Raw genomic sequence first — 23,275 nt, forward strand, 5'->3', positions numbered from 1 at the left:
AATTATATACTGATGAAAAATATAAAAATTACCTTAAGTTTTTTAGTTTTAATGATGGCGCTGCTTTCCTGTAAAAAATATCTGGATAAGCTGCCTGATGATCTAACTACAGAAAAAGAAACCTTTGCACGCTATGAAAGAGTGAACCAGCTGGTTACAGATCTCTATTCTAAATCTAAGGGGGCTAATGTACCCTTAGCCTGGTTTTACCACTTTTCTTCCGCAGCCATCACTGATGAAGCCGAAGGAACAACCGTTGAAGGTGGTATTACCAATAGCTATAACACAGGCGATTGGACCCCAAATGGGCTCCCCGGGGACAATGGTCAGTTTTGGGATGACTTATACAGCGGCATCCGGAAAGCCAACATCATTCTTTCAGGCGTTGCAGCCAATAAAACACCCGATAATCCAATACAGCCCGGTGATTTAGAGAAACGGATTGGGGAGACTTATTTCTTGCGTGCTTACCTGCACTATTTAGTGCTTCGGATTTATGGAGAAGCGCCTTACGTAGAGCGCGCCGTTCAAACCAGTAATGAGCTGGATTTTAAACCGGAGTCCGTTCATACCATGGCAGAAAAAATAGTTAAGGATGCTACAGAAGCCTACAATCGCTTACCGGCATCTCAGGACGGTCAGAATTTTGCCCGTGTAGACAAAGGGGCCTGTCTGGGCTTAATTGCAGTGGCAAGGTGGACCGCAGCCACTCCGCTTTGGAATGGAGCAAAAGCTAACGGATATACCGGCAACCGGAAATTTGAAGGAGAATATACATACAAAGCCGCCCGTTGGGAGGCTGCCAGGGATGCAGCTAAAGCTGTGCTGGACTTCAAAACTGAAGCCGGGGGACTGCGCTACAGGTTATATAACAGATATACCAATAAAGACTTTAACGATAGCGGCAATAAAGATTATAATGGCGCTACGGTCTACACCAGATTGTGGCAGATGTTTTATGATATGGATGCTTTTCAGAACGAAGCCGTTTGGTTTGTAACAAAATCAAAAGGAGAAGGATGGTTTGGAGATGTATACCCACCTAGTCGTGGTGGTGGTGCCCGTCAACAGCCGGTACAGGAACAGGTAGATGAATATGAGTACATTTCACCTAATGGATTTGGTTACCCTATTTACTCCAGCCGCGCCATCACTGATGGCTATGATGATGCTAATCCTTACCGCTCGGTAAAAAGGGACCCTCGTTTTTATCGCGATATTATTTACCATGGTGCACCTTTTAGAAATGGCAGTAACCAACCTTCCACATTAACTACAGCTACCGGAAGTGACAAGATCAATGCTTCCAACGCCACCAGAACAGGATACTATCTTCGTAAATTTCTACAGGAAGCATGGAACAGAGACGGAGGTGTGAGTATTACCGCTCCTGCTGTTTGGAGGTTACCAGAATTCATTTACATTTATGCAGAAGCGGTCAATGAAACATCCGGACCCACCTCAGAAATTTATGACCTCATCAATACAGTAAGGGCAAGATCTTTTATGGCACCTATGCCTCCTGAAGCAGCTTCCAACCAATCGGTTATGCGCGAGTATATTAAAAGGGAGCGTCGGGTTGAGTTTTTCTATGAGAATAAAAGGGCATTTGATTCCCGTTTGTACCTGGAACCCAGCAATTCAACAGAACTGGCAAGAGAACAGGAATGGAACAGCAGCGGATCAACCGGTACGGAGCGTTCACAAAAATATTGGTCACAAAATCCAAGGCCATATCCTAAATCTCAGCATATGATCAATGGCATGAGGCCAGTAGTGAACCCAAATGGAAAGATTGTAATCGATGGTATTAAATACAGCATGGAACGCTTCTTTGTGGAAGACCGGGTGTTTCAAACCCCGAAGCATTATTTGTTCCCAATCATGCAGGGCGAGTTACAAAGAGCTCCAGGTCTTGTACAAAATCCGGGATGGTAATCGGCCCCAAACATTACAAACAGAAACGGCTAAGATCTTAGCCGTTTCTGTTTTAAATTATTTTCCTGCTTTATTAATCTTCTTTCACCACCTGTTCATCTTTTACCACCTTAACCTCAACTTTCGTTGCCCCTGCTCTGGCGGATGAAACAGCTTTACCAATTTCAGTTAACCCTTTTGATTCATAAATCTTCATTGCGGTCACTACGTCAATCGCCTGCCTGGTCTGCTCTTCAGGAATAGGAACGAATGAAAGGAAGTTTAAAGTCACTCCTTTTGTTTTCAGCAGATTATTTACATTTTTAAGCAACTCCGCTTCAAACTCATTCTGGTTAAAATCAACGATATCCTCGTTCAATAACAGATCTCTGGCAATTTCTTTTATCCTTTTATCAATTACAGAATTTTCAGCAGTTTCATAGGCTTTAGAACTGTTTACCTCACTATCGCTGTCGCTATTCATTTTCCCCAGGTACTTGGCCTCTCCGATATATAGCCTTGCATCCGTGATGGAATAATCGTAGGTAACTTCAATTTTTGCCATCACACGATTTTTAAAAGCGCTTTTAAAAACGCTTTCACCCTGCATAGGATAATCAGGGACTGTAATTTTATAAGAACACATTCCCACGCCTTTGGGCACCGTTTCTCCTGCTTTTATCAGTTCCCAGCTCACACCGCAATTACTAGTGTATAATGTTTGTACATTAGACTGCGCACGATCACAGGAAGAAAGGAATAATGCCATCGAGCAAATAGAGAGTGACGTAAATAGATTTTTCATTCGTTTGGTTTTTTTGACGTAATTTATTAATTTATATGAGAATATCGTCAGTGTACTTTATAATCAAACAAACATCTATATTTTACGATCTAAATATTCATCTATGGAAATGGCGATCGTATTCCTGGTAGAATTTTTCCTAAACAGGAACCATTGAGTTATCTGATTTTAAAGCCATGTAACTTTACTTACCGGAACTTCGGATATTTAATGTAAATTGAGTCATAACTCTAAAATCACATAACCTCTCAAAAAATGAATATAGCAGTACTTGTTTTTAATGGTGTTGAGCTCGTCGACATGAACGGTCCTTTAGATGTTTTTCTTCATGCCAACCGCTTCAACGTAGCACCTTTCTATAACGTATATACAGTAGCAGCAACGCCTGTTCCGATTATCAGTGAAGGAGGCGTTGTCACAATAATTCCTCAATATACTTTTGAAACCTGTCCGGATCCCGAGCTGATTGTGATCCCTGGCCGAATTGGCAATGACGCAGATTCCACTTCCATCCCTGCAAAACCAGAGGTGGTGGAATATGTTAGGCAAATGGCTGGAAAAGGCAAGCTTATTCTTTCGGTTTGCGTTGGATTATATACGCTTGCTGAAACAGGCTTACTTGCAGGGAGAAAAGCCACCACACACTACCTCGCCATAGACTATGTTGAATCTCATTACAAAGGTATCGACATGATAAAAAACGTCCGTTATGTGCACGATGATAATTTCATCACAACCGGTGGAATCACTTCTGGTATCGACGGTGCGCTGTATGTTGTAGAACAATACAACGGTCCTGACGTTGCACTTAAAGTCGCCAATATTATGGTCTACAACCGCGAAGCAGCTCTTCCACCAGGTACCATTTTACCACTTCATGATCAATCAGCATCCTGAACGGGATAAAACTGCCTTTCTTCGATACAGCTGATATCAAGAAGTTGTTGTCAAAACTTTGCTGAATAAACAAACAGGTAACCGATGTGGCTATCTGTTTGTTCTGCTTAGCGTTTGATTAACGATGTCTTTTTGTTTTCCAGCACATATAATTTAGGCCCTTTAATTCCTCTATTTTCATAATTATCCTTATTCATTCGAAAATGAAGCTCGCTCATTTTGTTTAAGTATTCTTCTATACTATCCAACCCAACTTCCTTTCTACGCTTATTTAAGGACTCCAGATTTTCTGTTGGACGAGGAAACGCCTGACAACTGTCTGTGTTATACGAGACCTGTGTCCCATACAATTGGTTGCGACTGGTATTGAGCCTTACCCGATCCGTAAGATAAGCGTAGTCCCCACTGGAAGCATTTTTCTTTAACACCTGCTTTTTCATCTCATCCAATACTTTCTGCTGAAAATCCGGCCATTTATCCAAATGCTGAACCAATAACCAGAAATCTCTGGAACCTTGTTTTCCTACCAGATCAAATCCAGGATATCCCTGATCTGAGAGGATCTTTTGAAGCCGGCCATAATGCGAGGTAAATACACTATCCTGAAATTGCTTCCTTTTAGGATCATCGATTTTATGTTCAGGCTGAAATCCCGCCACCTTCTGGTCCCAAATGACCATTTTGGCCAAAGAATCTTTAAGAGCTATGTCAGTTTGAGCAAATGCGAGTAGACTATTTAAGAAAACAAGGGTCAGGACAATTCTTTTCATAATTGATGTATTTATCAACCTAAGATAATTTATTACGGGGATAAGTTCCGAAATTCATTTCAAAAATGCGATGCTACTACAGATAACGCTTCTTTAACCAATAAAACAGAGAAAAGCTGATCAGAATAAGTATTCCTGATCCAAATATATACAACCAGAAACTGCCGAGACTTTTTTCGACTATGGATTTCGACTGCTCTACCTTTGAACTTTCTTTGACAGAACTGGATTGTGTCGTCTGTCTGCTGACCTCATTTTGCAAGATTGTTTCCTTATTAAATTTAACAGGAATAAGCCGGGGTTTCAAAATCGCCGATGCAGAAAGCATACCCGTTTTTGGCTGAAAAACCAGGCTCACATCAAGAAAATCATTTTAAATAACTGTCAAGCCATTTACCAGACTATCGAGATTAAGGTAAGTGTCTTGTTTAATTATTTTTTCAGGAGTGACCACTACCGTATCCGATTGCTCCCGAATAGTCAGGGTAGACCTGTCTATAGTCCATTCCTTCATTTTCTTTTTTTCTAATGAGCTGATTTCCTGTTCAGCATATTCATTAGTTTTAAACACTTTACGGAACATACCACATCCGGAGAGAATAACTATCATTACGAGCAGTGGAAGACATTTTAAACACCAATTATTCATAGCTATTTTTCTTTGGTCATTTCGACCTGATTTATACTTAAAGAGAAGCCAGCTGCTGAAGTTTTACAACTGGCTTCTTACTGATTTTTATTATGCACCTACTCCAGGCAGAAGAGATACAAAATTTACCGTGTCCACAACCTCGTTGTAAGTGATGACCTGTCCACCGACAATAACACTAACTGTCCGCCCTGTCGCTGTTACTTGATTGTTCATTTTTTGTTGTTTTATATTTGAATTGATTTTCAGAAATTTAATGCATAACGATTCCTTTTAGACCCGAAATAGCCTCCCCTACCTTCAGCTCTATCCTTGTTGTTTTACAGGAATTGATTTCTTTTTTAGATGTTGTTTAGAGGTCCTTTACCAGGATTTCCAATTCCAGGACTATCTTATTGATACTATCCAATTTTAGATGAATCGGGTGAGGATGTGATGCTTTAAAGATTTTTTGGTTTCCCAGTCTGTTCGATGAAGCTCCAGATACCATCAACATAAATACAGTGATTATAAATAGTATTCTCATTTATTTTTATTAAAATATTGTTTAACTGATTCAACTGTTCCATTTAAATTGATTAGAGAGGTATCCAATCTCTTGCTATTGCTATCCTGTTGTTCCTTATATGGGGCTAATTGTTTTGGAAGCTCTCTCTCCACACCTTTCGCTACCGCGATGTTGATCTTTTCATTCAGCATGGTGATGTCCTGGATTCTTAACCTGTTCATTTCATTAATGACATTATATTGCCAGAAATTAAGCCCCACAGAGAGGATCAGCATCGTAGCAAAAGGGTTTTGCTGAACTGCGATAAATAGCCGGTCAAACATCCTTTCTAACCAGGCTGCCTTCCTGTCGATCATATCTTGTTTTGTTTCTATCTCCTCTTCCATTATCTTCCAATTTCAAAATGCATCCAATCATAATTTTTCTCTCTACCCAATGAAATGAATCCATGTTTATAGAAGATATCAATCATTGGTTTATATTCCGGCCTCGCAAAACGTGCGGTCTTTGCAGTTTCTCTTAATAAGTTTCGATCCGGATCCAGGTCGATGGCCGTCCCCGGGGTTTATACTCAAACCTGCCCTTGCTGTCTGCCAGCATCCACAAGCCCATAAACACGATCATAATGTACTGTCCTGGATTTTCATGCTCCAGGTCCTGTAATTTCTCATGTCTTAAAAAAGCGGGTTTAACAGTTCTTATTCTTGCCACAGGTTATTAATTTATAGCGTAAAATTTTTAATATATATCTTTTGGAAATTCATGTCCGGGGCAACCTTTGAAGGGACAAAATCCCTGGCAACCCAAAGCGCCCAACCACAATTCTCCTCTTTCTTTCCGCAACCGGAGCCGATCGCGTACTTCAGAAACCACTCCTCCAAATATCGAAAGGCGGCATCGGTACAGCCCAGCAGCTGCGCAATTGGAATATCAATATGATTACGTGTCTCTTTCATTTGACCTCTTCTCCTTAAACAACCGGACATGGTTTAACCTTAATATTCGTTAAACCTAACTTTTCGTTCATAAGGTCATTTTTAAGAACTTCTTCCAAAAGCATTTTCTCCAGAACCTTAATTCTTTGACGTAACGCCTTTACTGTTTTCCTTTCTTCCATGCTCATAAAATTATAATCAACTAATAATCAATACAAAAAGAGCCAACCAACTCTTATACAATTCAACTCAGCTTATTTAATCAGGTGTGTTCCAATTATTAAATATTTAGTATTAATTTGGAATATGATTCTTAAAATATATATTTGCTGAACTATATAGAACAAATATAGTTCGTATTTACGAACTATTATAATCAAGTATTCGTAAAAGGGGACATTAAAATTATAACGTATTGTGAATCAGGAAGAAAAAAATTCACAAAAATTCCAGAGACTTAAAGAGATCTACAGTTTCTTTAAATTTAAGAACGACACAGAGTTTGGAAAAGCAATTAATATGTCCAAGTCTTACGTCTCGGAAATTTTGAAAAGTGAAAAGGCACCCAAAACAATGGGACAGAAATTAGAAGATCACCTTGGTGTTTCCAGGAAGTGGTATGAAGAAGGCGAGGGAGAAATGCTGCCTGAATCAGCAGTAACCCAAAAAGCAAACAGTACCTCATTAGGTGAAATCCACTATCCACTGGAAGTAGGAGATTCTCCTTTTATAGACTTAGGAGAAGGAAAGTACATAATGGTTGTACCATTAGTTAATGAATATGCATATGCCGGGTATTTACCAGGCTACAGAGATCCGGAATATTTAGAAGAATTACCAAAGCATACGATTATCGTGGATAAACATCATAAAGGCCAGTACAGGGCTTTTGAAATTGTAGGAGACAGTATGGACGACAATACCAAGGAAAGCATCAGCGACGGAAGTATTGCAACCGGAAGGGAAATCCAACAGCATTTATGGACCAGTAAATTTCACACCCACAGGTTCAAAGATTACATCATCGTCCACAAAAAACACGGCATTATCGCGAAGAGGATCACCCACCACGATACAGACACTGGCGTGATCACCTGCCATTCCCTCAATCCAGATAAAGACCGGTATCCGGATTTCGACATTCACCTGGATGATGTCAGACAAATGTTCAATATTGTGAACGTATTACAAAAGAGGTAAAGCAACAAATGGCAGAACTAAAAGAAACAACGGAAGAAGCGGAAAGATTAAAAGTGTTCAGGAAAGCAGAAAAAATGGGTCAGGAAGAGTTCGGAAAACAACTTGGCCTGGATCACTCTGTGATCAGCAGATACGAAAACAACCGCTTAAACATCCCGATCGATTTTGTAAAGAAACTTCATGATGTATTCAACATGTCTTTTGAATGGTTTTATACCGGTAAGGGCAACAGGAAGTTCACACCGGAAAAAGGGACACTGATCAAAGACATCAAAACACTGGAAACAAACCATAAAATCCTGACAGAACAGGTCTCCTCTTTAAAATCAGAATTGCTAAAACTCCATAGAGAATTTCATGCTTTTAAAGCAGAAATGAAGTAAATTAGAGGATGAAGAAATTCGCCCTGATCCTCCTTATTTCTTCCTGGGTGATGACTTTATACGCTCAGGAGGAAATCAAAAACTACAAGCAATATTTTGCTGCCGCAGATGATCAGGGCAAAAAGATCATGACCTTACGCGAATTTGAAAAATCAGGTCAGAAATACTACCTGACTGTCGACCCTCAAAGCCTGGAAACACAAATCATCAAGGCCACAGCACTGAGCACAAAACCCATTTCAAACTGGCAGGAATCCCCTTACCTCAAAGACAGCCCCTATCTAAAAGCCATTCAGGCAGCAAAACAAGAATCCATCGCACTTCAGGACGCCGGAATCATCCATGGCTTTCCAAAAGAAAAAGGGATTACGCTAACCATTGACCTCTGCCCTTCTCATAAAGCCTTAGACCGGGTGATTTTTACATCTTTAATCGCTGAGTTTCAAAAAATCGAGAAACCAGTTCCTGTCGCACTGTCCATTACCGGCAAATTCATGATCAATCATGCTGCTGATATCGACTGGCTCAAAGCATTGGAAAAATCCGGAGACCTGGCCATTACCTGGACCAACCATACCTTTAACCATCATTACGACCCTAAATCTCCTTTGGCAGTCAACTTTCTGCTGGAACCAGGCACAAGTGTGATGTATGAGGTTCTCGCAACCGAAATACTGATGATACAAAAGGGATTGCTACCCTCCGTTTTCTTCCGCTTCCCGGGATTAGTGTCAGATCAGAAACTCCTGGATGAAATCTTAACATTCGGTCTTATTCCTGTAGGAAGCGATGCATGGCTGGCTAAAGGACAACAAACACATGCTGGAAGCATTGTCCTGATTCATGGAAATGGAAATGAGCCTTTAGGTGTTCAGGATTTCATTCAGCTTTTAAAAACAGAGAAACAATCTGTAATCAACAAACAATGGTCACTCTACGATCTGAGGGAAAGCATTAAGGAAGAATTTAAATAACTGTTATACATCATGCGATCAATCACTAACTGGTCTTGTCAGAATGCCCCAGACTTTTATCCGGACTAACCACATCTCGAACGATCTGCTTTAATTCTTTAACCTCAGGAAAACGACCTTCTTCCTTTCGATCAAAGACCACCACTTCATTTATAGTGATGATATAAGCACCTCCCGTTTCACTGGGCTTCAGCAACACACCATTAATCTCCTCGGTAAAGGTGCTTAATAATTCCTGCGCCATATAGGCCGCCCTAAGCATCCAGCCACATTTAGGGCAATATTCAATGGCAACAGTAGGTTTCAAATTCATGATAAAAAATTTTATTACACACTATGGTTTAACAATTTTATTGATCTGTTCAATGGTATATTCCTTATAAGCAAAACCAAATTTTAAAGTATTCTCTTCAACCGTACTTTCAAAACCAGCTTCTTTCCGTCTTTTATTTACATTTTTAGCATCTTCAATAGGAATCACATATTCAAAAGGCTCTTTTTTACCCGTTCTAGGATTAAGAACCATCACCATATACACCTGCGTACCATAAACCTGCGCTTTGCCTTCCTGACCAAGCTTCCTGTCCAGCATCATCGCCGTATATTTAAAAGGCAATTCTCCCGTTTTCCCTGCTTTCTCAATAAGGGGATAATAGGTTGAAATTTTTTCCGAATGCTGAATAACATAAAAAACAGCCGTATTTGCAGGCTCCCCGACCATTGTTTTCCCGGGATAACCATACTCCTTAATAATCCGCTCCACTTTTTCAAGATTGGCAGAATCAATCTTACGGGAAATAGCATAAGCACTTTTATTTAATGCTGCTCTTGGATAATTCAGCAGCACCGCAAGTGTATCTTTCCTTTTATCGCTCGTCTCTGTATCTCCGAACTCCCGGATCCCCTGATCGGCCAGCAAAATGGCATCCAGTTGCTTCTTCAACTCCAGATTAACCGAATTTTGAGCAAAGCAACTCATGGCAACAATCGACAAACCCAACAACAATAGTATCTTCATATTTTCTCTGCATCTAATCCCTCCAAATTAAATATTTTATCCGAAAAAGAAATACGAATTAACAACATTTAACACTCAATTAAAACTAGCCCCTCATATGCCAGGCCCTGGTCTTGGTAAAAGCACGCAGTCCCTGATGCGATAAGGTAGCACCTATTCCGGAATGTTTTCTCCCGCTCCAGGGTAACCCTGCACTAACCCGGTCACAGCAATTCCAATACCCCGATCCCGAATCAATCTGCGACAAAATCTTTTGCGCACGGTCGCCGTTACTGGAATAGACTGCAGCGGTCAAACCGTACTCCGTATCCTGCATCAAAGCAATCGCTTCGTTATCGTCCTGAACTTTCATAATTCCAATGATCGGTCCAAAGCTTTCTTCCTGCATCACTTTCATACCATTCGTCACATTGCTCAACACCGTAGGTTCAAAGTAATAACCCGGGCCCACTCCTCTTTTCCCTCCTGTCAGCAATAAAGCACCCTTCGCTAAAGCATCCGCTACCTGAGCTTCCAATACGGCTAATTGTTCTTTCCTCGTCAAGGCCGCGATATAAACCCCTTCCTCCGTTGGTTTTCCCTGCTTCCAGGATTGTACTTCTTTCAAAAAGGCATCAAGATAGCCTTCATAAACCTGCTCATGGACATAGATCCGCTCAACCGAACAGCAGCTCTGCCCATTGTTATAAAAAGCACCATCAGCGGTACCTGCTGCCACCGCAGCAACATCGTTCACATCATCGGCCACATACAAAGGATCTTTTCCACCCAACTCCAGCTGACAAGGAACCATTTTCAAAGCAACGCGTTCATAAATATGTTTACCGGTTTTATAGGATCCTGTAAAGAAATAACCATCAAAGTCCATAGCCAGCAATTCTTCACCCACAGACTTTCCACCAACCGCGATCTGAAAAGCACCATCAGGCAATCCTGCTTTCCTCCATAACCTTTCTATTTCCAGTCCGGTAAGGGTTGCATATTCAGAAGGCTTATATAGAACGGTATTCCCTGCGATCAATGCCGGAACGAAAACATTCACCCCTACCAGATAGGGATAATTCCAGGCAGAGATGTTGCAAACTACGCCAAGAGGATCATAAGAAATCTTTTCTTTCAACTCTTCTGTATCCGTTACCCATTCTTCAGAAAGGTATTTCTCCGCATTGTTCATCATCCATTGAATCCTTGTTCTCGCCCCGTTTATTTCATTGCGGGACTGCTGCAAAGGTTTTCCTACCTCCGAAGTCAGTACCTCGGCCAATCGCTCCTGATCTGCTTCCAGCAGGTCATAAAACCGATGAACCACAGCCAGTCGCTCTAACAGACTTTTCTTCGACCAACTGATTTGTTCGGCTTTAAGAACCAAATATTTCTCCTCAAGAGCCGATCTGGAATCTTCCTGAACGGTAGTAATTATTTCTGCGGTAGCGGGATTAATAATGTTCATCTTTTATGGTTTCTTACTTCAATTATAAATTGTTCTTTGATCTTTTGTGAAAAAGGATTGTTTTCTTTTTCTTTCATTCTTTCCGGATGCCACTGCACACCAATCATAAAACCGGCATCACTTTTATCTTTATACTCCAGGCCCTCAATGATACCATCTCCGGCTTCTGAATACGCACTAACCATCAGGCTAACACCAAGATGATCCGGATGTACCGCCTGATGATGCGCACTATTCACACTTCCTTGCAGCTGACCGGTAACAGCACACAACAGGCTATCTTCAACTACACTCACCTGATGAACTTTGTCTTCGGCAGCTTTCTTATGAACAACATTTGCATTTTCTCCAATGTCGTCATAAACTTTTCCGCCTTCCAGGATATTGATGTACTGCATGCCCCGGCAGATGCCCAGCAGAGGAACCTTTTCCCTTTTAGCCCGTTCGTAAATCAATTTCTCAAAGGCATCTCTTTCCGGCAGAAAGGACTCCGGACGATGGGGATAATCCTGAGCACCGCCAAATATAGAAGGCTCCACATCGATTCCTCCTGTTAACACAAAGCCATCACAGCTGGCAATATCTTCCACATTATTCTTTTCAAAAGAGAGTTCGAGCAACTCCAGGTCTGTCCCAAGATCATCCGAAGTAAACCAGTTCCAATAATTCGGAGCATTCACTTCTGTATAGCTAATTCCTATCTTCTTTTTCATAAACAATCAACACTTCATCCCTTGTTAAAGGGCCTTTAAATATAGCTGTTTAAAGTCTTCCCTGCTCACCGGCTTTGGGTTATTCGGATGTGCAAAATCGGCAAAAGCCAGGTCGGCCAGTGTTTCTATATGCGAGGAATTCACACCGATATCAGTCAGACGATGAGGGATATGCAGCTTAGTATTGAGTTCAAAAAGATACTTCACCACTGCTTCGCCATTTTCTTCTTTCAACTCCAATGTTCTCGCAATCCGACGAAACTTATCTTCAAAACCGGCGATATTAAATTCCATTCCATAAGGGATGTTTACTGCATTGGCCAGTCCGTGATGGGTGTCCAGCAAGGAAGAAAGCGGATGCGCCAAAGAATGTACCACTCCCAATCCCTTCTGAAAAGCGATTGCCCCCATCATCGAAGCCATCAGCATTTTACTTCTGCTCTCCAGATCAGATTGATGGGTAGCCTTTTCCAGGGCATCTTTGATCAGATAAATACCTTCTAAGGCAATTCCATCACATAGTGGATGTACGTTCTTCGCCAAAAAAGCTTCCATATTGTGAGTCAGTGCATCCATCCCTGTTGCTGCAGTGATGTGCGGAGGTAAATCCATCGTTAGTACCGGATCTGCAAACACGATTTTCGCCATCAGCTTGGGCGAGAATAAAATCTTTTTCTGATGCGTTTCATCATCGGAGATAATCGCACTTCGCCCCACTTCACTTCCTGTTCCGGAAGTCGTTGGCACGGTGATAAAATGAGGCACCTCATTCGTCACGTAGACATCCCCACCAATCAGGTCATCGTATTTAAACAAATCTTCCCGGTGGTTCACACGCAGCACTATTGCCCTGGCCACATCTAAACCCGCTCCGCCACCAATCCCGATCACACTATCTCTTGAGGTTTGATCCCAGACCTCCGTTCCTTTGTAAACATCACTCTTTACCGGATTTTTATGAATATCACTGAAGACTTCTACCGAAAGATGATGCGCTTCCAGATCAGCCACGATGGCTTTAAAAAAAGGCAAGGCCGCCACTGTAGGATCGGTCACGATCAATGGCCGTTTTAATCCATTTGCCTGAAGGTAAGCTGGCAGTTCTTTTATCGCTCCGGCACCAAAACGAATGGTGGTCGGAAAATTATATTGATATACTTTATCAAATGTCATCACTTTTATAGCTTAAATAATTTCAAAATATCTTTTCATTTCCCAGTCGGTCACCACTTTCGCATACTGCCTCCACTCCCATTCCCTGGTTAAGGTAAAGTGTTCCACGAAGGAAGTTCCGAACAATTCTCCGGCAATCGGAGATCCTTTCATTTTAAGGGTCGCTTCATGCAGATTTCCAGGAAGAATACCGTTAGAGAGGTCCTTATATCCGTTACCTGTAGTCGCTTCTTTATCCAGACTGAGTTTGTGTTTTACCCCATACAAACCCGCTGCCAGGCAGGCCGACAAAGCCAGGTAAGGGTTGGTATCTGAGCCCACTACCCTCGTTTCTAAACGGGTAGCCTTTACATGGCCGGGCAAAGCCCTTAAGGCTACCGTCCGGTTGTCTATTCCCCAGGTCAGGGTGGTCGGCGCCCAGGCACCCTCTACCAGTCTTTTATAGCTGTTAATGGTTGGGGCAATCATCGGTAAAATATAAGGAAGGCAGTGCAGCTGACCAGCAATATAGCTTTTCATCAGGCTACTCATTTTATCTTTAGCATCTGCATCATAAAACAAATTATGCTTTGCTTCCTTGTCCCATAAACTCTGGTGCACATGACCACTGCAACCTGGCAGATTTTCAGAGATTTTTGCCATAAAGGTGGCCATAATCCCATGCTGGTAAGCGATCTCTTTTACTGCGGTTTTAAACAATATCGCCTGATCTGCAGCCTGTAGTACTTCCGCATATTTAATCGCCGCTTCGTATACTCCCGGCCCCGTTTCTGTATGCAAGCCCTCCACAGGAATATCAAACTTACACAACAGGTCAAACAGATCGGTCATATAAGAATTTTTCAGGCTGCTCCGTAAAATGGAATAGCCGAACATCCCTGGTGTTAAAGGATTGAGGTCATGAAAATTCTTCTGGTGGACCGTTTCCGGTGTCTCTGCAAAGTTGAACCATTCAAACTCCTGGGAAAAATAGGGCCGGAAGCCAAGGTCCTCCGCTTCAGCAAGCACTTTACGAAGCAGTTGCCGCGGACAAGTATAAGCGGGCTCATTTTTATCATTGACAAAATCACCTAAAAAGAAAGGAACATCATTCTCCCAGGGGATTTTCCGAAAGGTACTCAGGTCCAGTTTCACCTGGGCATCAGGATAACCCGTATGCCATCCGGTAAACTTCACATTGTCGTAAGCCACATCGCCCATATCCCAGCCAAAGGTTACATCACAAAAGCCCAACCGGCCTTCTACCATCGCTGCAAACTTATCTGCCGCGATGTATTTACCTCTTAACACCCCATCGATATCCGCCACAGCCACTTTTACTTTTCCCGAAGGATGTTGTTTTACGTATGCTAAAATTTCTTCTGTTGTCATTTATCAGCTGTTTTAAAGGTCCTGTATAACAAAAATGTAATTGCCAGAATGGAGAAATAGATCAGGCCCAGTTTAGGATTAAAAATAAACATGGCGACAATCGATACTGATGCAATGATCAGCGCCACCACTGGAAACAAAGGGTAGAAACGAACCCGGAAAGGACGCGGCAATTCTGGTTCTCTTTTTCTCAGGATCACAATCGAGATCATGGAAATGATGTATAACGTTAAGGCGCCAAAAACAGAGACGATAATAATCTCTGATGTTTTCCCCGAAAGCAGGGCCAGGATTCCAATCACCATATTCCCGATCAGCGCATTGGCCGGTGTATGAAACCGCGGAGATATCTTACCAAGAAAGGAAGGGATATTGTGCACCCGCCCCATTTCATAGGTAGACCTTCCGGCGGCAAGGATCAATCCATGAAAAGAAGCGACCAAACCAAATAAGCCAACCGTAATCAGCAAATGATACATCAGGTGATTATTACCCGTGATTTTTGCCAGCGCCAGCGGAAGTGGGGAATCCGAAGTCTCTCCGCTTATTCCGTTCTTATAGACAATGGCCTCCCAACCTGCAATCCCTGTTGCGGAGATAAAGATCAGGATACAAAGAATGGCCAGCGTAAATATCGCCCAGCCAAATCCCTTGCTGATGTCCCTTTGCGGATTCTTCGTCTCTTCAGCAACATTGGCAATACCCTCGATGCCCAGAAAAAACCAGATGGCAAATGGAATGGCGGCAAAAACACCTGTCCACCCGTTTGGCAAAGCGTTGTGCGTTAAGTTGGCCACCTCAAATTTCGGGAGTGCTATTCCGGAGAACAGCAAGAGTTCTCCTACCGCGAAGATGGTTACAATCACTTCAAACGAGGCTGCGGCTTTCACCCCATAGACGTTTAAAGCGGTAAAGATAAAATAGATGGCGATGGCACTGGTTAGAACAGGTACCTGTGGATAGAAGGCATTAAAATAGGCACCTATGGCAAATGCGATTGCCGGAGGTGCCAGTATAAATTCAACAATTTGGGCAATACCGGCTATAAAGCCGATATTTTTCCCCATTGCTCTGTTGGCATAGTCGAACACTCCCCCTGCTTTAGGGATCGCGCAAGCCAGCTCTGCGTAACTAAAGGTAAAGGTGATATACATCACCATGATGGCCAGGGTGGCAATTGCCATGCCCCCTGTCCCTCCTTTTTCAAGGCCAAGATTCCAACCGAAATACATGCCTGAAATAACATACCCTACTCCAAGCCCCCACAACATAAAGGGAGTCAGCGTTTTCTTTAAACCCTTGTTTTGTGTCATTCGATGATCTGTTTTACATGATTATAAATATAACATAAAATACTACTTCAACAACCACATCATCCCGTTAACATCATCATTGCCACCAAATTGACTTTGAATGGCTGCAGACACATTTGCACTGTTATAATCCAGCTCATTGGAAGGATACATCCAGCGCAAAGGAAACTGTGTAGTCGGCGCATTTAAGTTTGTCGTGCTGTTCAAAATAAAGTTGGGATATCCCGTTCTTCTGTTTTCATACCAGGCACCATATTTACTTCCATGTAAAAAGTTGGCCAGATATTTCTGAGTGATGATCTGAGAGATCTGCTCTTCATTGGTTCCGGCAAGCGCCACACCTGCAGTACCCGGAAAAGCGCTGATATAGGTAGCATCCATTTTCATGTTATGGTGATAATCCATCAGATCAGGTGTATTAGAGACAATAAAATTCATAGAGCTGCTGATTCCTGCTGCATAATAAGTTTGTGCCGCAGGTCCGGTAATCCAGCCCCTTACTGCCGCTTCTGCAAGGATAAACTGCAGGTCCCAGTAGCTGAATACGCTCACCGCTTCAGCATTCACCAATTGCACATAGCGGTTGTTCAAATCGGCATAATCTTTCCCTACTCTTCTGGTTTGAAGCGCAGAAAAAGCATCAGAAGGTTCTACACCTGGATAAGCATTGTAATCTGATTCAGACAATCCACCTGCTACTTTAACCGGAGAAGGTTTTGCATAGTAAAACAAACGTTTATCTTTCAGCGTTCTCAGCGGGCCAAGCAAGGTATTAGAAAGCATGGTATAGTTTGATTTCACGAAGGAGTTCCCTGAACCCGCAGGAACATCAGACCATGGATAGTTTTGTCCGGCAATGTTATTATAAGCGAGTGCAAAATTATCTTTGTAATCACGCATCAAAGGGCGATTGGCGAGGATATCTTTAAACCGCTCGATTACCTTTAAATCTGCGTCACCGGTCTTTTTATACAGGTTGATCAGTACATGAAGCTCAAAGCTATTGGTTAACCGCCTCCAGTTATCCGTTTTTCCGGCATATATCGGGTCTCCATCAAAAGTTGCACCTTCAGAAAAAAGCTGGTTTGCCAGATCAAGTTCATCCAGAATCCCCTGAAACACGACTTTCTGTGAATCGTATTTCGGCTGTAAGATATTCTCTGTTTCTGCTTTTACAGACTCTTTATAAGGCAGGTCTCCAACTTGCATACTGGCCTGAAAAAACTGCCAGGCCCGGATAAAATGTCCCAATGCCTGATAAGATTTCTTCAAAGCATCGCTTGTCGCATATTTCTCCATTGGCGCGATATTGCGAAGCTGTGTCAGCCTTCCAAAATCCGCTCTTGTCAGCTTATTGTACTGAAAACTCTCCTGTCCTTCACCCCAGGTGATGTATTTCCCCAATAGAAAAGGCTGCATAAATGCTTTCTGGGTAGAGATATCGGCGCGCGTCATATTGAGGATCATGCCAGTGGCAAGAATAGAAGAACTAACTTCTCCTGTTTTATCCGGATTTGAATTGATGTCATCAAATTTCTTACATCCGGGAGTTAATATTACCAGCGTGGGTAAGACCAACATATATTTTAAAAGAATACGTTTCATCGGTTATATTTTTACGATTTACAATAAGATATTTTTACAGTCCCAGTTTAATGTTGAAACCAATCATACGCTGCGATGGCGAGTTCAGGTTTTCGGTGTCCACATCCGGATCAGAATACTTGAAATTCGTCCACATGAATAAATTCTGCCCGGTCACCGAAAACGAAGCTCTTTTTAAGCCCAGTTTACTGATCAGGTTAGGCGAGAAACTGTAGCCCAGCGACAACTCGCGAAGCTTCACAAAAGATTCATTCTGAATCCCTTTATCTCCTCCTCTGAAATTCTGCGCAAAATTCTGATAGCCCACCTGTACGTCGTTCGGCGCATACTGTCTGGTGTCACTGGTGATCTGTCCGTATTTATCATAGGTCACTTTTCCGGAAATCACTTTCACTCCCTGACCGATATAGTTGTTCAGGCCATTCACCACCTGATCGTAGCGATATTGATTGTCTGAGTCCGGATTCGTTCCCGTATCCCACATCTTATCATACATATAATTGTACATCAATCCACCGATACGGCCATCAATATTCAAGCCCAAATTCCAGTTTTTGTATCGGAAATTATTGATAAATCCAAAACTGAAATCAGGTTCTCCGTAACCATATTTTTGCTGATAATCACTGTTTACAGGCAATCCATTGTTATAAATAACATTCCCCTGAGGATCTCTAAGCCAATAGTTTGCTTTATAGGTATCCAAACGTTGTCCCTTTTTTGTCCAAAGGTCGTCCGGAGAATACTGAGGATCAGTATCCACATAATACCGGTGTTGCTGTGCCCAGTTCATCGTCGCATACCATTCAAAATCCCTGCTTTTAATCAGCGATCCATCTACCGTAATTTCTATACCTCTCCGCTCAAAAGTCTCTTTGGTATTGATGATTGCCATCGCAAAACCGCTCGAAGCCGGCAGGTAAGCAGTATTTCCATTTTCTTTGGTATCCGTCTGTCTGTTGTAATAATATTTATTAAAATAAGCCACATCAAAATGCAATCGTTTTTTAAAGAGATATCCTGCGGTACCAATTTCCCAGGTCCGTTGAGAACTTGGAAGCAAGCCATCACCAAGCAAATAATTACGGTAACTGCCGGAGTTCAATGTATTCCAGGCCGCCGTTGTGGTATTGTACACATTGTTGATTGCATAGGGATCAAACGCAGTTTTAAAGACAGACCATGATCCGCGAAGCTTAAACATATCGATCACTTCAGGAAGTTTAACCAATTCTGAAATCACTACACTGGAACCTATAGAAGGATAAAAATAATCTCTTGAGCTTTTTGGCTGCGCCGAATTCCAGTCATTTCTTCCGGTAAAATCTAAAAACACCGCATCATTCCAGCCAATGGAGGCCCTTCCGTAAAGACTATTGATTTGTCTTGAACTATGTGATGGGCTTACTGTTGGCGGCTCTATAGAACCTGCCAAAGAGAAGAAAGTCGGAGAAATTAATCCATTTTTCGTGGTTGCTCTCAACCATTCGTTGGAATAGTAATAAAGAGTCCCCCCTGCAAGTGCATCAAAAGACCATTTATTGATTTTCTTTTTAAAGGTTAAAATCAGGTCATTATTGGTACTGAATTGGGATTTATTCTGAATGCTGTACATTCCCCTTGCATTCCAGCCACCCCGGGTGGAGAAGATATTTGAAGTGGGATTCCTCATCGTTTCTGCATTGTTCAGATTGTCATATCCCAAACGCAGCATCAGGTTAAAATCCTCATTAAACTTATAATTAGCGGTTACATTCGCATTCACCGTGTTTTCAGTAATGCCGCTTAATTTCTCATTTGCAATCAGGTAAGGATTGTCATACCAGTTGGTATACATCCAGTTCTGCGTTTTATTCGGCACCACCCAATAATCTTTATAATCACGAACGTCATATTCCGTTCCTGTCCACATCACCAATTGATACAGGTAGCCCTGGTTGTCATAACCACCTCCCCATACCTGCGGAGCAGAACGTCTGCTAATGCCCAGGTGACTTTCAATTTTAAACTGATCATTGATTTTGATTTCACCACCAGAAGTTAAGTTCATCATATTCAGTTTCTGGTTCGGAAACTGGCCCTTATTATAAATGTGGTTTAAGCCAATTCTGAAACTGCCATTTTCTCCGGTCTGTGCGATGGAAATGTTGTTGTTCGTGATCACACCAGTACTCATAAAATTCTTCAGGTTATCCTTTCCAACAGAAACAAGCGGGCGGTTATCTTCAAATTGCTTCGTTGCCGGATTCCAGTCTCTCGCTGTATTGCCTGCATCAAGCTTTGGTCCCCAGACATAATCGTTGTCGATCTTTCCATTCTGACCGCGTCCATAAGAACTTTGCACTTCCGGAACAGCAAGGTATCCCAGCTGAAGCATGGTATTGCTGTTAAAATCTACTGCAAAACCTTTTCCTGCTGCGCCCTTCTTGGTCGTCACCAACAACACACCACCGATGGCCCTGGAACCATATAGAGCCGATGCGGTAGAGCCTTTCAGTAAATCCATACTTTCTATATCATCCGCAGGAATGTCACGAAGGGTCATATTGCCATACGGCACCCCATCAATCACCAATAGCGCGTCCTCTCCGCGCAGTTCGAGTCTTGGCTTTCCATTAAATTCTGTGGAGTTTTTCACTACCAAACCAGCTACCTGACCGGTTAAAGAAGTTCCCAGATCCACACCTTTCACGGTCTGGATTTTATCTCCACCGATCTTCTGTACAGCATAACCCAAAGATTTTTCCGAACGCTTAATCCCCAGGGCAGTCACCACGATCTCCGAAAGTTCCTGTTTCTGAGCTTCCATCACCACGTTTAATACGACATTAGCCGCAGTAACAACGACCTCTTTAGTCACATAGCCAAGAAATTTCACAACCAGCACATCTCCGGCCTTTGCATTAACCACAAACTCACCGGAAGTACCGGCAGAAGCACCTTCTTTGGTTCCTTTTACCTGAATCGATGCCCCTGGTAACGGATTCCCCTCTGTATCTACGACTTTTCCTTTGATGTTAACCCAGGCTTCCGGGTTTTCCAGTCTGTTTCTGCTCTCTACTTCGACCTTCTTGATCACCACAGTTTTATTCATGATCATATAAGAGAAAGGACGGTCTTTTAAAATCTGGCTAAGCGCTTCATCAAGCGTTACGTTCCTTAAGCTCACACTGATTTTACCTTCTTCTTTGATCAGTTTATTATTGTAAAAGAAAGTATAACCGCTTTGTTTTTTGATGCTTTCAAACAGGCTGTTAAAAGAGCTGTTTTTTTCTGAAAGCGTAATTCTTTGCGAGAAACCATCTGCGGATACCTGAAGGCAACCGAGAAAGAGTAAAATTACTGTTAGTTTCATGGCCAATAAAATCTTAATTGAGCTGAGCCTCCCGACAAAAGAGGCTTTACTACATGAGTTTAAATTCATATTTTTGAATGTTTTGGTTTATTCATTAATTATCCAATAAGTATTTTTTGAGATCAACCGGAACAATGTTCCATTCTGATATGATCGGATGGGCAATCCGGATCCTGTTGCGAGCAGGGTCCGGTTTATTCCTTCATATGAGATCGTTGTTTTTGAGTATCTATTTTTTCATATCTGACCGTTTTTGAGTTAACAATACATGAGTTATATATTTGGGTTAGTATTTATTTGATCACAAACAGTTTCCTGCCTTCAATTCTAAAATGTGTTCCTTCAAATTCCAGGATCTTCAACACTTCAGACAATTTCACCCCACGGGGGATATCTCCGATAAATTCATCATCAGGGCGGTCTACCTGGTAAATAACCTCCACATCGTACCAGCGCGCCAGTTGTCGCAATACCGAATGAAGGCTCTCTTTTTCAAAATGGAAGAAACCATTTTTCCAGGCCATGGTCTGCTCTATATTTGCCGGTCCGACCTTAATCTTTCCCGCGGAATGTAATGGCAATGTGGCCTGCTGACCAGGTTTTAGAAACATCACATTTCCGGCAGAAACTTTTACACTGCCTTCCAGAAGTGTGGTTTTCACCTCCCCCTCATCCTCATAAGAATTGATGTTAAAATGTGTTCCCAGGACTTCTACCTGCTGCCGGTCAGTGCTGACAATAAAGGGTAGTTTTTTATTTTTTGCCACCTCAAAATAAGCCTCACCGCGGAGTTCAACTTTACGTTGGCTCAGGTGTGCAAATGTGGTAGGAAATTTAATTGAAGAAGCCGCATTCAGCCAAACACTGGTCCCATCAGGCAGGTTCACCTGATAAACACCTCCTCTTGGCGTACTGATGGTATTATAGGCCAGCTCCTTCGCATCAGATTGAACGATAGAATAAACCAGCTGTCCCTCTGCATTCTTGGTAATCTTTACACCAGCTTGTTCTGCCAGCTGGCCGTTTCCTGCATCAGTCAATGAAATTTGTGAACCGTCGGATAAAGTCAGCGTCGCCTTATTCCCTCCCGGTGCAGCGTCATGCTTAATTTCGACCGCAGCTAAGGGATTTAAAGTATTGCCAGTACCGGAGTAAAAATAGAACCCGGCAAAAATCGCAATCAGGATACTTGCTGCGACAGCAATTTTTGGCCATAAAGGTTTCGGCTGATTGACCCGCTGATAGTCCATCTCATCGTCCTCAGAAATCTCTGCACCTTCATTCCAGGCCTCCAGCAGCTGATCATCGAGCTTTCCTTCTTTTGTTAACTGCACAAAAAACTCCAGCTCCTCATCACTGAGTTGTTTGTCCAGGTAACGCTGAACAAGGATCTTATAAAATTCGTTTTCTTCCATAGGGCTAGCCATTCAAATAGGAAGACAATATTTGAGGCAGGTAAGGGTAGCTGGAAATAGATTTTTTTTAAAATTATTTAAGAAAGACGGTTAGCAGGACACTCAATGAGATGCCAAGGTCTCTTTTCGCGGAAGCACTGAGAATTTTCATAGAGCCTACCATGTGGTTTTTTACGGCATTTCTGGAGATTCCCAATTCAGTAGCCACCTCATCGTAACTTTTCCCCTGTTGCCTGCACAGCTTAAAGATCTCTCTGGTCCTGGAAGGTAAAGCCTCGAGTGCTTTTTCCAGATATTCATGATACTCCTTACTTAAAAGGCTTTCTTCTGTATCATTTCTTTCCTCTACAAAAGAATTCAGGACCTCCGACATGGCTACATCAGACCTCAATGCTTTTTTAAGACTGTTTAAAGTATGGTTTCGGGCCATAATAAAAAGATAAGCCCTAATCGACCTGACTTCACACAATTTAGATTTACACTGCCAGATCTTAATAAAAATCTCCTGAGTAAGGTCCTCAGATAAATCTGTAGAATGCACAAACTTCTTGATATACTGATAAATCGGGGCACTATAACGATCATACAGTTCCGCAAAAGCAGACTCCTCCCCGGCTATTAACCTGGTCTTAAGATCATGATCTGAAAGTGTGTGTTGTAATGACATGTTTGAATCCCCGAAACTAATTTATCAAAATTAAGTTAATGTAACATACATGTTTCCGAATTAATAATTCTGAAGATTGTAATCCCCTATTTTTCAACAAGAAGCAATATAAGCAGATTTAACTCTAAAATAATGATGCTAACTCTTAAAAAATGAG

The 23,275-nt window shown here is 42.1% G+C and carries 24 protein-coding genes; 5 read left to right on the top strand and 19 right to left on the bottom strand.

Going from position 1 to position 23,275, the window contains the following annotated elements; translation table 11 throughout:
* Positions 1-12: 12 nt before the first annotated feature.
* A complete protein-coding gene (locus tag BLQ87_RS09620) occupies positions 13-1,938 on the top strand; it encodes a RagB/SusD family nutrient uptake outer membrane protein (protein ID WP_074605941.1) in 1,926 nt (641 codons plus the stop codon).
* Between the two features lie 73 nt (positions 1,939-2,011).
* Here the strand turns inward: BLQ87_RS09620 and BLQ87_RS09625 are convergent, their stop codons facing one another.
* On the bottom strand, positions 2,012-2,722 hold the full coding sequence (locus BLQ87_RS09625; RefSeq protein ID WP_143010393.1) for an SPFH domain-containing protein: 711 nt from the start codon (positions 2,720-2,722) through the stop codon (positions 2,012-2,014).
* Positions 2,723-2,977: 255 nt separating this feature from the next.
* Here BLQ87_RS09625 and BLQ87_RS09630 point away from each other — a divergent pair, with 255 nt between their 5' ends.
* Positions 2,978-3,619 carry a DJ-1/PfpI family protein gene (locus BLQ87_RS09630; RefSeq protein WP_074605943.1) on the top strand — a complete coding sequence of 214 codons (642 nt, stop codon included), beginning with the start codon at positions 2,978-2,980 and terminating at the stop codon, positions 3,617-3,619.
* A 107-nt stretch (positions 3,620-3,726) separates the two neighbouring features.
* On the opposite strand, the gene BLQ87_RS09635 is transcribed toward BLQ87_RS09630, so the two are convergent.
* The 7 genes from BLQ87_RS09635 to BLQ87_RS33730 all read right to left on the bottom strand — a co-directional run bounded on the left by BLQ87_RS09635 (position 3,727) and on the right by BLQ87_RS33730 (position 6,663).
* Positions 3,727-4,389 carry a DUF6624 domain-containing protein gene (locus tag BLQ87_RS09635; protein WP_074605944.1) on the bottom strand — a complete coding sequence of 221 codons (663 nt, stop codon included), beginning with the start codon at positions 4,387-4,389 and terminating at the stop codon, positions 3,727-3,729.
* Positions 4,390-4,465: 76 nt separating this feature from the next.
* The gene (locus tag BLQ87_RS09640; RefSeq protein ID WP_074605945.1) at positions 4,466-4,747 is read right to left on the bottom strand and encodes a hypothetical protein; all 282 of its coding nucleotides are present in this window, start codon (positions 4,745-4,747) and stop codon (positions 4,466-4,468) included.
* 15 nt (positions 4,748-4,762) lie between these two features.
* A complete protein-coding gene (locus tag BLQ87_RS09645) occupies positions 4,763-5,038 on the bottom strand; it encodes a hypothetical protein (RefSeq protein WP_143010394.1) in 276 nt (91 codons plus the stop codon).
* A gap of 522 nt (positions 5,039-5,560) precedes the next feature.
* A complete protein-coding gene (locus BLQ87_RS09650; RefSeq protein WP_074605947.1) occupies positions 5,561-5,932 on the bottom strand; it encodes a hypothetical protein in 372 nt (123 codons plus the stop codon).
* Between the two features lie 133 nt (positions 5,933-6,065).
* On the bottom strand, positions 6,066-6,257 hold the full coding sequence (locus tag BLQ87_RS09660) for a hypothetical protein (RefSeq protein ID WP_074605948.1): 192 nt from the start codon (positions 6,255-6,257) through the stop codon (positions 6,066-6,068).
* Positions 6,258-6,268: 11 nt separating this feature from the next.
* Entirely contained in the window at positions 6,269-6,502 is a 234-nt protein-coding gene (locus BLQ87_RS09665; protein ID WP_074605949.1) for a hypothetical protein, read from the bottom strand.
* A gap of 14 nt (positions 6,503-6,516) precedes the next feature.
* Positions 6,517-6,663, bottom strand: coding sequence for a hypothetical protein (locus BLQ87_RS33730; protein WP_172664763.1), 147 nt, complete (start codon positions 6,661-6,663; stop codon positions 6,517-6,519).
* 391 nt (positions 6,664-7,054) lie between these two features.
* On the opposite strand from BLQ87_RS33730, the gene BLQ87_RS09670 reads away from it, so the two are divergent.
* The 3 genes from BLQ87_RS09670 to BLQ87_RS09680 are packed head-to-tail and all read left to right on the top strand — an operon-like array spanning position 7,055 to position 9,038.
* Positions 7,055-7,681, top strand: coding sequence for a S24 family peptidase (locus BLQ87_RS09670; protein WP_143010395.1), 627 nt, complete (start codon positions 7,055-7,057; stop codon positions 7,679-7,681).
* A gap of 8 nt (positions 7,682-7,689) precedes the next feature.
* Positions 7,690-8,064, top strand: coding sequence for a helix-turn-helix domain-containing protein (locus tag BLQ87_RS09675; protein WP_074605951.1), 375 nt, complete (start codon positions 7,690-7,692; stop codon positions 8,062-8,064).
* 8 nt (positions 8,065-8,072) lie between these two features.
* Positions 8,073-9,038, top strand: coding sequence for a polysaccharide deacetylase family protein (locus BLQ87_RS09680; protein WP_074605952.1), 966 nt, complete (start codon positions 8,073-8,075; stop codon positions 9,036-9,038).
* Between the two features lie 25 nt (positions 9,039-9,063).
* Here the strand turns inward: BLQ87_RS09680 and BLQ87_RS09685 are convergent, their stop codons facing one another.
* The 11 genes from BLQ87_RS09685 to BLQ87_RS09735 form a co-directional block, all read right to left on the bottom strand.
* Complete coding sequence (locus BLQ87_RS09685; protein ID WP_074605953.1) at positions 9,064-9,351, bottom strand: Rdx family protein; 288 nt, start codon at positions 9,349-9,351, stop codon at positions 9,064-9,066.
* Between the two features lie 21 nt (positions 9,352-9,372).
* Positions 9,373-10,056 (bottom strand): DUF6624 domain-containing protein, encoded by a 684-nt coding sequence (locus BLQ87_RS09690; RefSeq protein ID WP_143010396.1) that lies wholly within the window; start codon positions 10,054-10,056, stop codon positions 9,373-9,375.
* Between the two features lie 85 nt (positions 10,057-10,141).
* Positions 10,142-11,506, bottom strand: coding sequence for an aldehyde dehydrogenase family protein (locus BLQ87_RS09695; RefSeq protein ID WP_074605955.1), 1,365 nt, complete (start codon positions 11,504-11,506; stop codon positions 10,142-10,144).
* Entirely contained in the window at positions 11,503-12,219 is a 717-nt protein-coding gene (locus BLQ87_RS09700) for a gamma-glutamyl-gamma-aminobutyrate hydrolase family protein (RefSeq protein ID WP_074605956.1), read from the bottom strand. Before BLQ87_RS09700 ends, BLQ87_RS09695 begins: the two co-directional genes overlap by 4 nt.
* Before the next feature lie 24 nt (positions 12,220-12,243).
* Positions 12,244-13,392, bottom strand: coding sequence for an iron-containing alcohol dehydrogenase (locus BLQ87_RS09705; RefSeq protein ID WP_074605957.1), 1,149 nt, complete (start codon positions 13,390-13,392; stop codon positions 12,244-12,246).
* 12 nt (positions 13,393-13,404) lie between these two features.
* Positions 13,405-14,763, bottom strand: coding sequence for a glutamine synthetase family protein (locus BLQ87_RS09710; RefSeq protein WP_074605958.1), 1,359 nt, complete (start codon positions 14,761-14,763; stop codon positions 13,405-13,407).
* Positions 14,760-16,076: an ethanolamine permease gene (eat, locus tag BLQ87_RS09715; RefSeq protein ID WP_074605959.1), complete on the bottom strand. Its 1,317-nt coding sequence runs from the start codon at positions 16,074-16,076 to the stop codon at positions 14,760-14,762. Before eat ends, BLQ87_RS09710 begins: the two co-directional genes overlap by 4 nt.
* 42 nt (positions 16,077-16,118) lie before the next feature.
* Positions 16,119-17,681 carry a SusD/RagB family nutrient-binding outer membrane lipoprotein gene (locus BLQ87_RS09720; RefSeq protein WP_074605960.1) on the bottom strand — a complete coding sequence of 521 codons (1,563 nt, stop codon included), beginning with the start codon at positions 17,679-17,681 and terminating at the stop codon, positions 16,119-16,121.
* Between the two features lie 34 nt (positions 17,682-17,715).
* On the bottom strand, positions 17,716-21,036 hold the full coding sequence (locus BLQ87_RS09725; RefSeq protein ID WP_074605961.1) for a SusC/RagA family TonB-linked outer membrane protein: 3,321 nt from the start codon (positions 21,034-21,036) through the stop codon (positions 17,716-17,718).
* A 293-nt stretch (positions 21,037-21,329) separates the two neighbouring features.
* A complete protein-coding gene (locus tag BLQ87_RS09730) occupies positions 21,330-22,451 on the bottom strand; it encodes a FecR family protein (RefSeq protein WP_074605962.1) in 1,122 nt (373 codons plus the stop codon).
* A gap of 73 nt (positions 22,452-22,524) precedes the next feature.
* Positions 22,525-23,118, bottom strand: coding sequence for an RNA polymerase sigma factor (locus BLQ87_RS09735; protein WP_074605963.1), 594 nt, complete (start codon positions 23,116-23,118; stop codon positions 22,525-22,527).
* Positions 23,119-23,275: the final 157 nt, after the last annotated feature.

Origin of the sequence: Pedobacter steynii (genome assembly GCF_900103665.1) — a bacterium.
In the GTDB taxonomy this organism is placed as follows: domain Bacteria; phylum Bacteroidota; class Bacteroidia; order Sphingobacteriales; family Sphingobacteriaceae; genus Pedobacter; species Pedobacter steynii.

Excerpts from the sequence above, each read along its gene's own strand:
- BLQ87_RS09620 (WP_074605941.1), top strand. The coding sequence starts at position 13 with ATGAAAAATATAAAAATTACCTTAAGTTTTTTAGTTTTAATGATGGCG.
- BLQ87_RS09625 (WP_143010393.1), bottom strand. The coding sequence starts at position 2,722 with ATGAAAAATCTATTTACGTCACTCTCTATTTGCTCGATGGCATTATTC.
- BLQ87_RS09630 (WP_074605943.1), top strand. The coding sequence starts at position 2,978 with ATGAATATAGCAGTACTTGTTTTTAATGGTGTTGAGCTCGTCGACATG.
- BLQ87_RS09635 (WP_074605944.1), bottom strand. The coding sequence starts at position 4,389 with ATGAAAAGAATTGTCCTGACCCTTGTTTTCTTAAATAGTCTACTCGCA.
- BLQ87_RS09645 (WP_143010394.1), bottom strand. The coding sequence starts at position 5,038 with ATGAATAATTGGTGTTTAAAATGTCTTCCACTGCTCGTAATGATAGTT.
- BLQ87_RS09650 (WP_074605947.1), bottom strand. The coding sequence starts at position 5,932 with ATGGAAGAGGAGATAGAAACAAAACAAGATATGATCGACAGGAAGGCA.
- BLQ87_RS09665 (WP_074605949.1), bottom strand. The coding sequence starts at position 6,502 with ATGAAAGAGACACGTAATCATATTGATATTCCAATTGCGCAGCTGCTG.
- BLQ87_RS33730 (WP_172664763.1), bottom strand. The coding sequence starts at position 6,663 with ATGGAAGAAAGGAAAACAGTAAAGGCGTTACGTCAAAGAATTAAGGTT.
- BLQ87_RS09670 (WP_143010395.1), top strand. The coding sequence starts at position 7,055 with ATGGGACAGAAATTAGAAGATCACCTTGGTGTTTCCAGGAAGTGGTAT.
- BLQ87_RS09675 (WP_074605951.1), top strand. The coding sequence starts at position 7,690 with ATGGCAGAACTAAAAGAAACAACGGAAGAAGCGGAAAGATTAAAAGTG.
- BLQ87_RS09680 (WP_074605952.1), top strand. The coding sequence starts at position 8,073 with ATGAAGAAATTCGCCCTGATCCTCCTTATTTCTTCCTGGGTGATGACT.
- BLQ87_RS09685 (WP_074605953.1), bottom strand. The coding sequence starts at position 9,351 with ATGAATTTGAAACCTACTGTTGCCATTGAATATTGCCCTAAATGTGGC.
- BLQ87_RS09690 (WP_143010396.1), bottom strand. The coding sequence starts at position 10,056 with ATGAAGATACTATTGTTGTTGGGTTTGTCGATTGTTGCCATGAGTTGC.
- BLQ87_RS09695 (WP_074605955.1), bottom strand. The coding sequence starts at position 11,506 with ATGAACATTATTAATCCCGCTACCGCAGAAATAATTACTACCGTTCAG.
- BLQ87_RS09700 (WP_074605956.1), bottom strand. The coding sequence starts at position 12,219 with ATGAAAAAGAAGATAGGAATTAGCTATACAGAAGTGAATGCTCCGAAT.
- BLQ87_RS09705 (WP_074605957.1), bottom strand. The coding sequence starts at position 13,392 with ATGACATTTGATAAAGTATATCAATATAATTTTCCGACCACCATTCGT.
- BLQ87_RS09710 (WP_074605958.1), bottom strand. The coding sequence starts at position 14,763 with ATGACAACAGAAGAAATTTTAGCATACGTAAAACAACATCCTTCGGGA.
- eat (WP_074605959.1), bottom strand. The coding sequence starts at position 16,076 with ATGACACAAAACAAGGGTTTAAAGAAAACGCTGACTCCCTTTATGTTG.
- BLQ87_RS09720 (WP_074605960.1), bottom strand. The coding sequence starts at position 17,681 with ATGAAACGTATTCTTTTAAAATATATGTTGGTCTTACCCACGCTGGTA.
- BLQ87_RS09725 (WP_074605961.1), bottom strand. The coding sequence starts at position 21,036 with ATGAAACTAACAGTAATTTTACTCTTTCTCGGTTGCCTTCAGGTATCC.
- BLQ87_RS09730 (WP_074605962.1), bottom strand. The coding sequence starts at position 22,451 with ATGGAAGAAAACGAATTTTATAAGATCCTTGTTCAGCGTTACCTGGAC.
- BLQ87_RS09735 (WP_074605963.1), bottom strand. The coding sequence starts at position 23,118 with ATGTCATTACAACACACACTTTCAGATCATGATCTTAAGACCAGGTTA.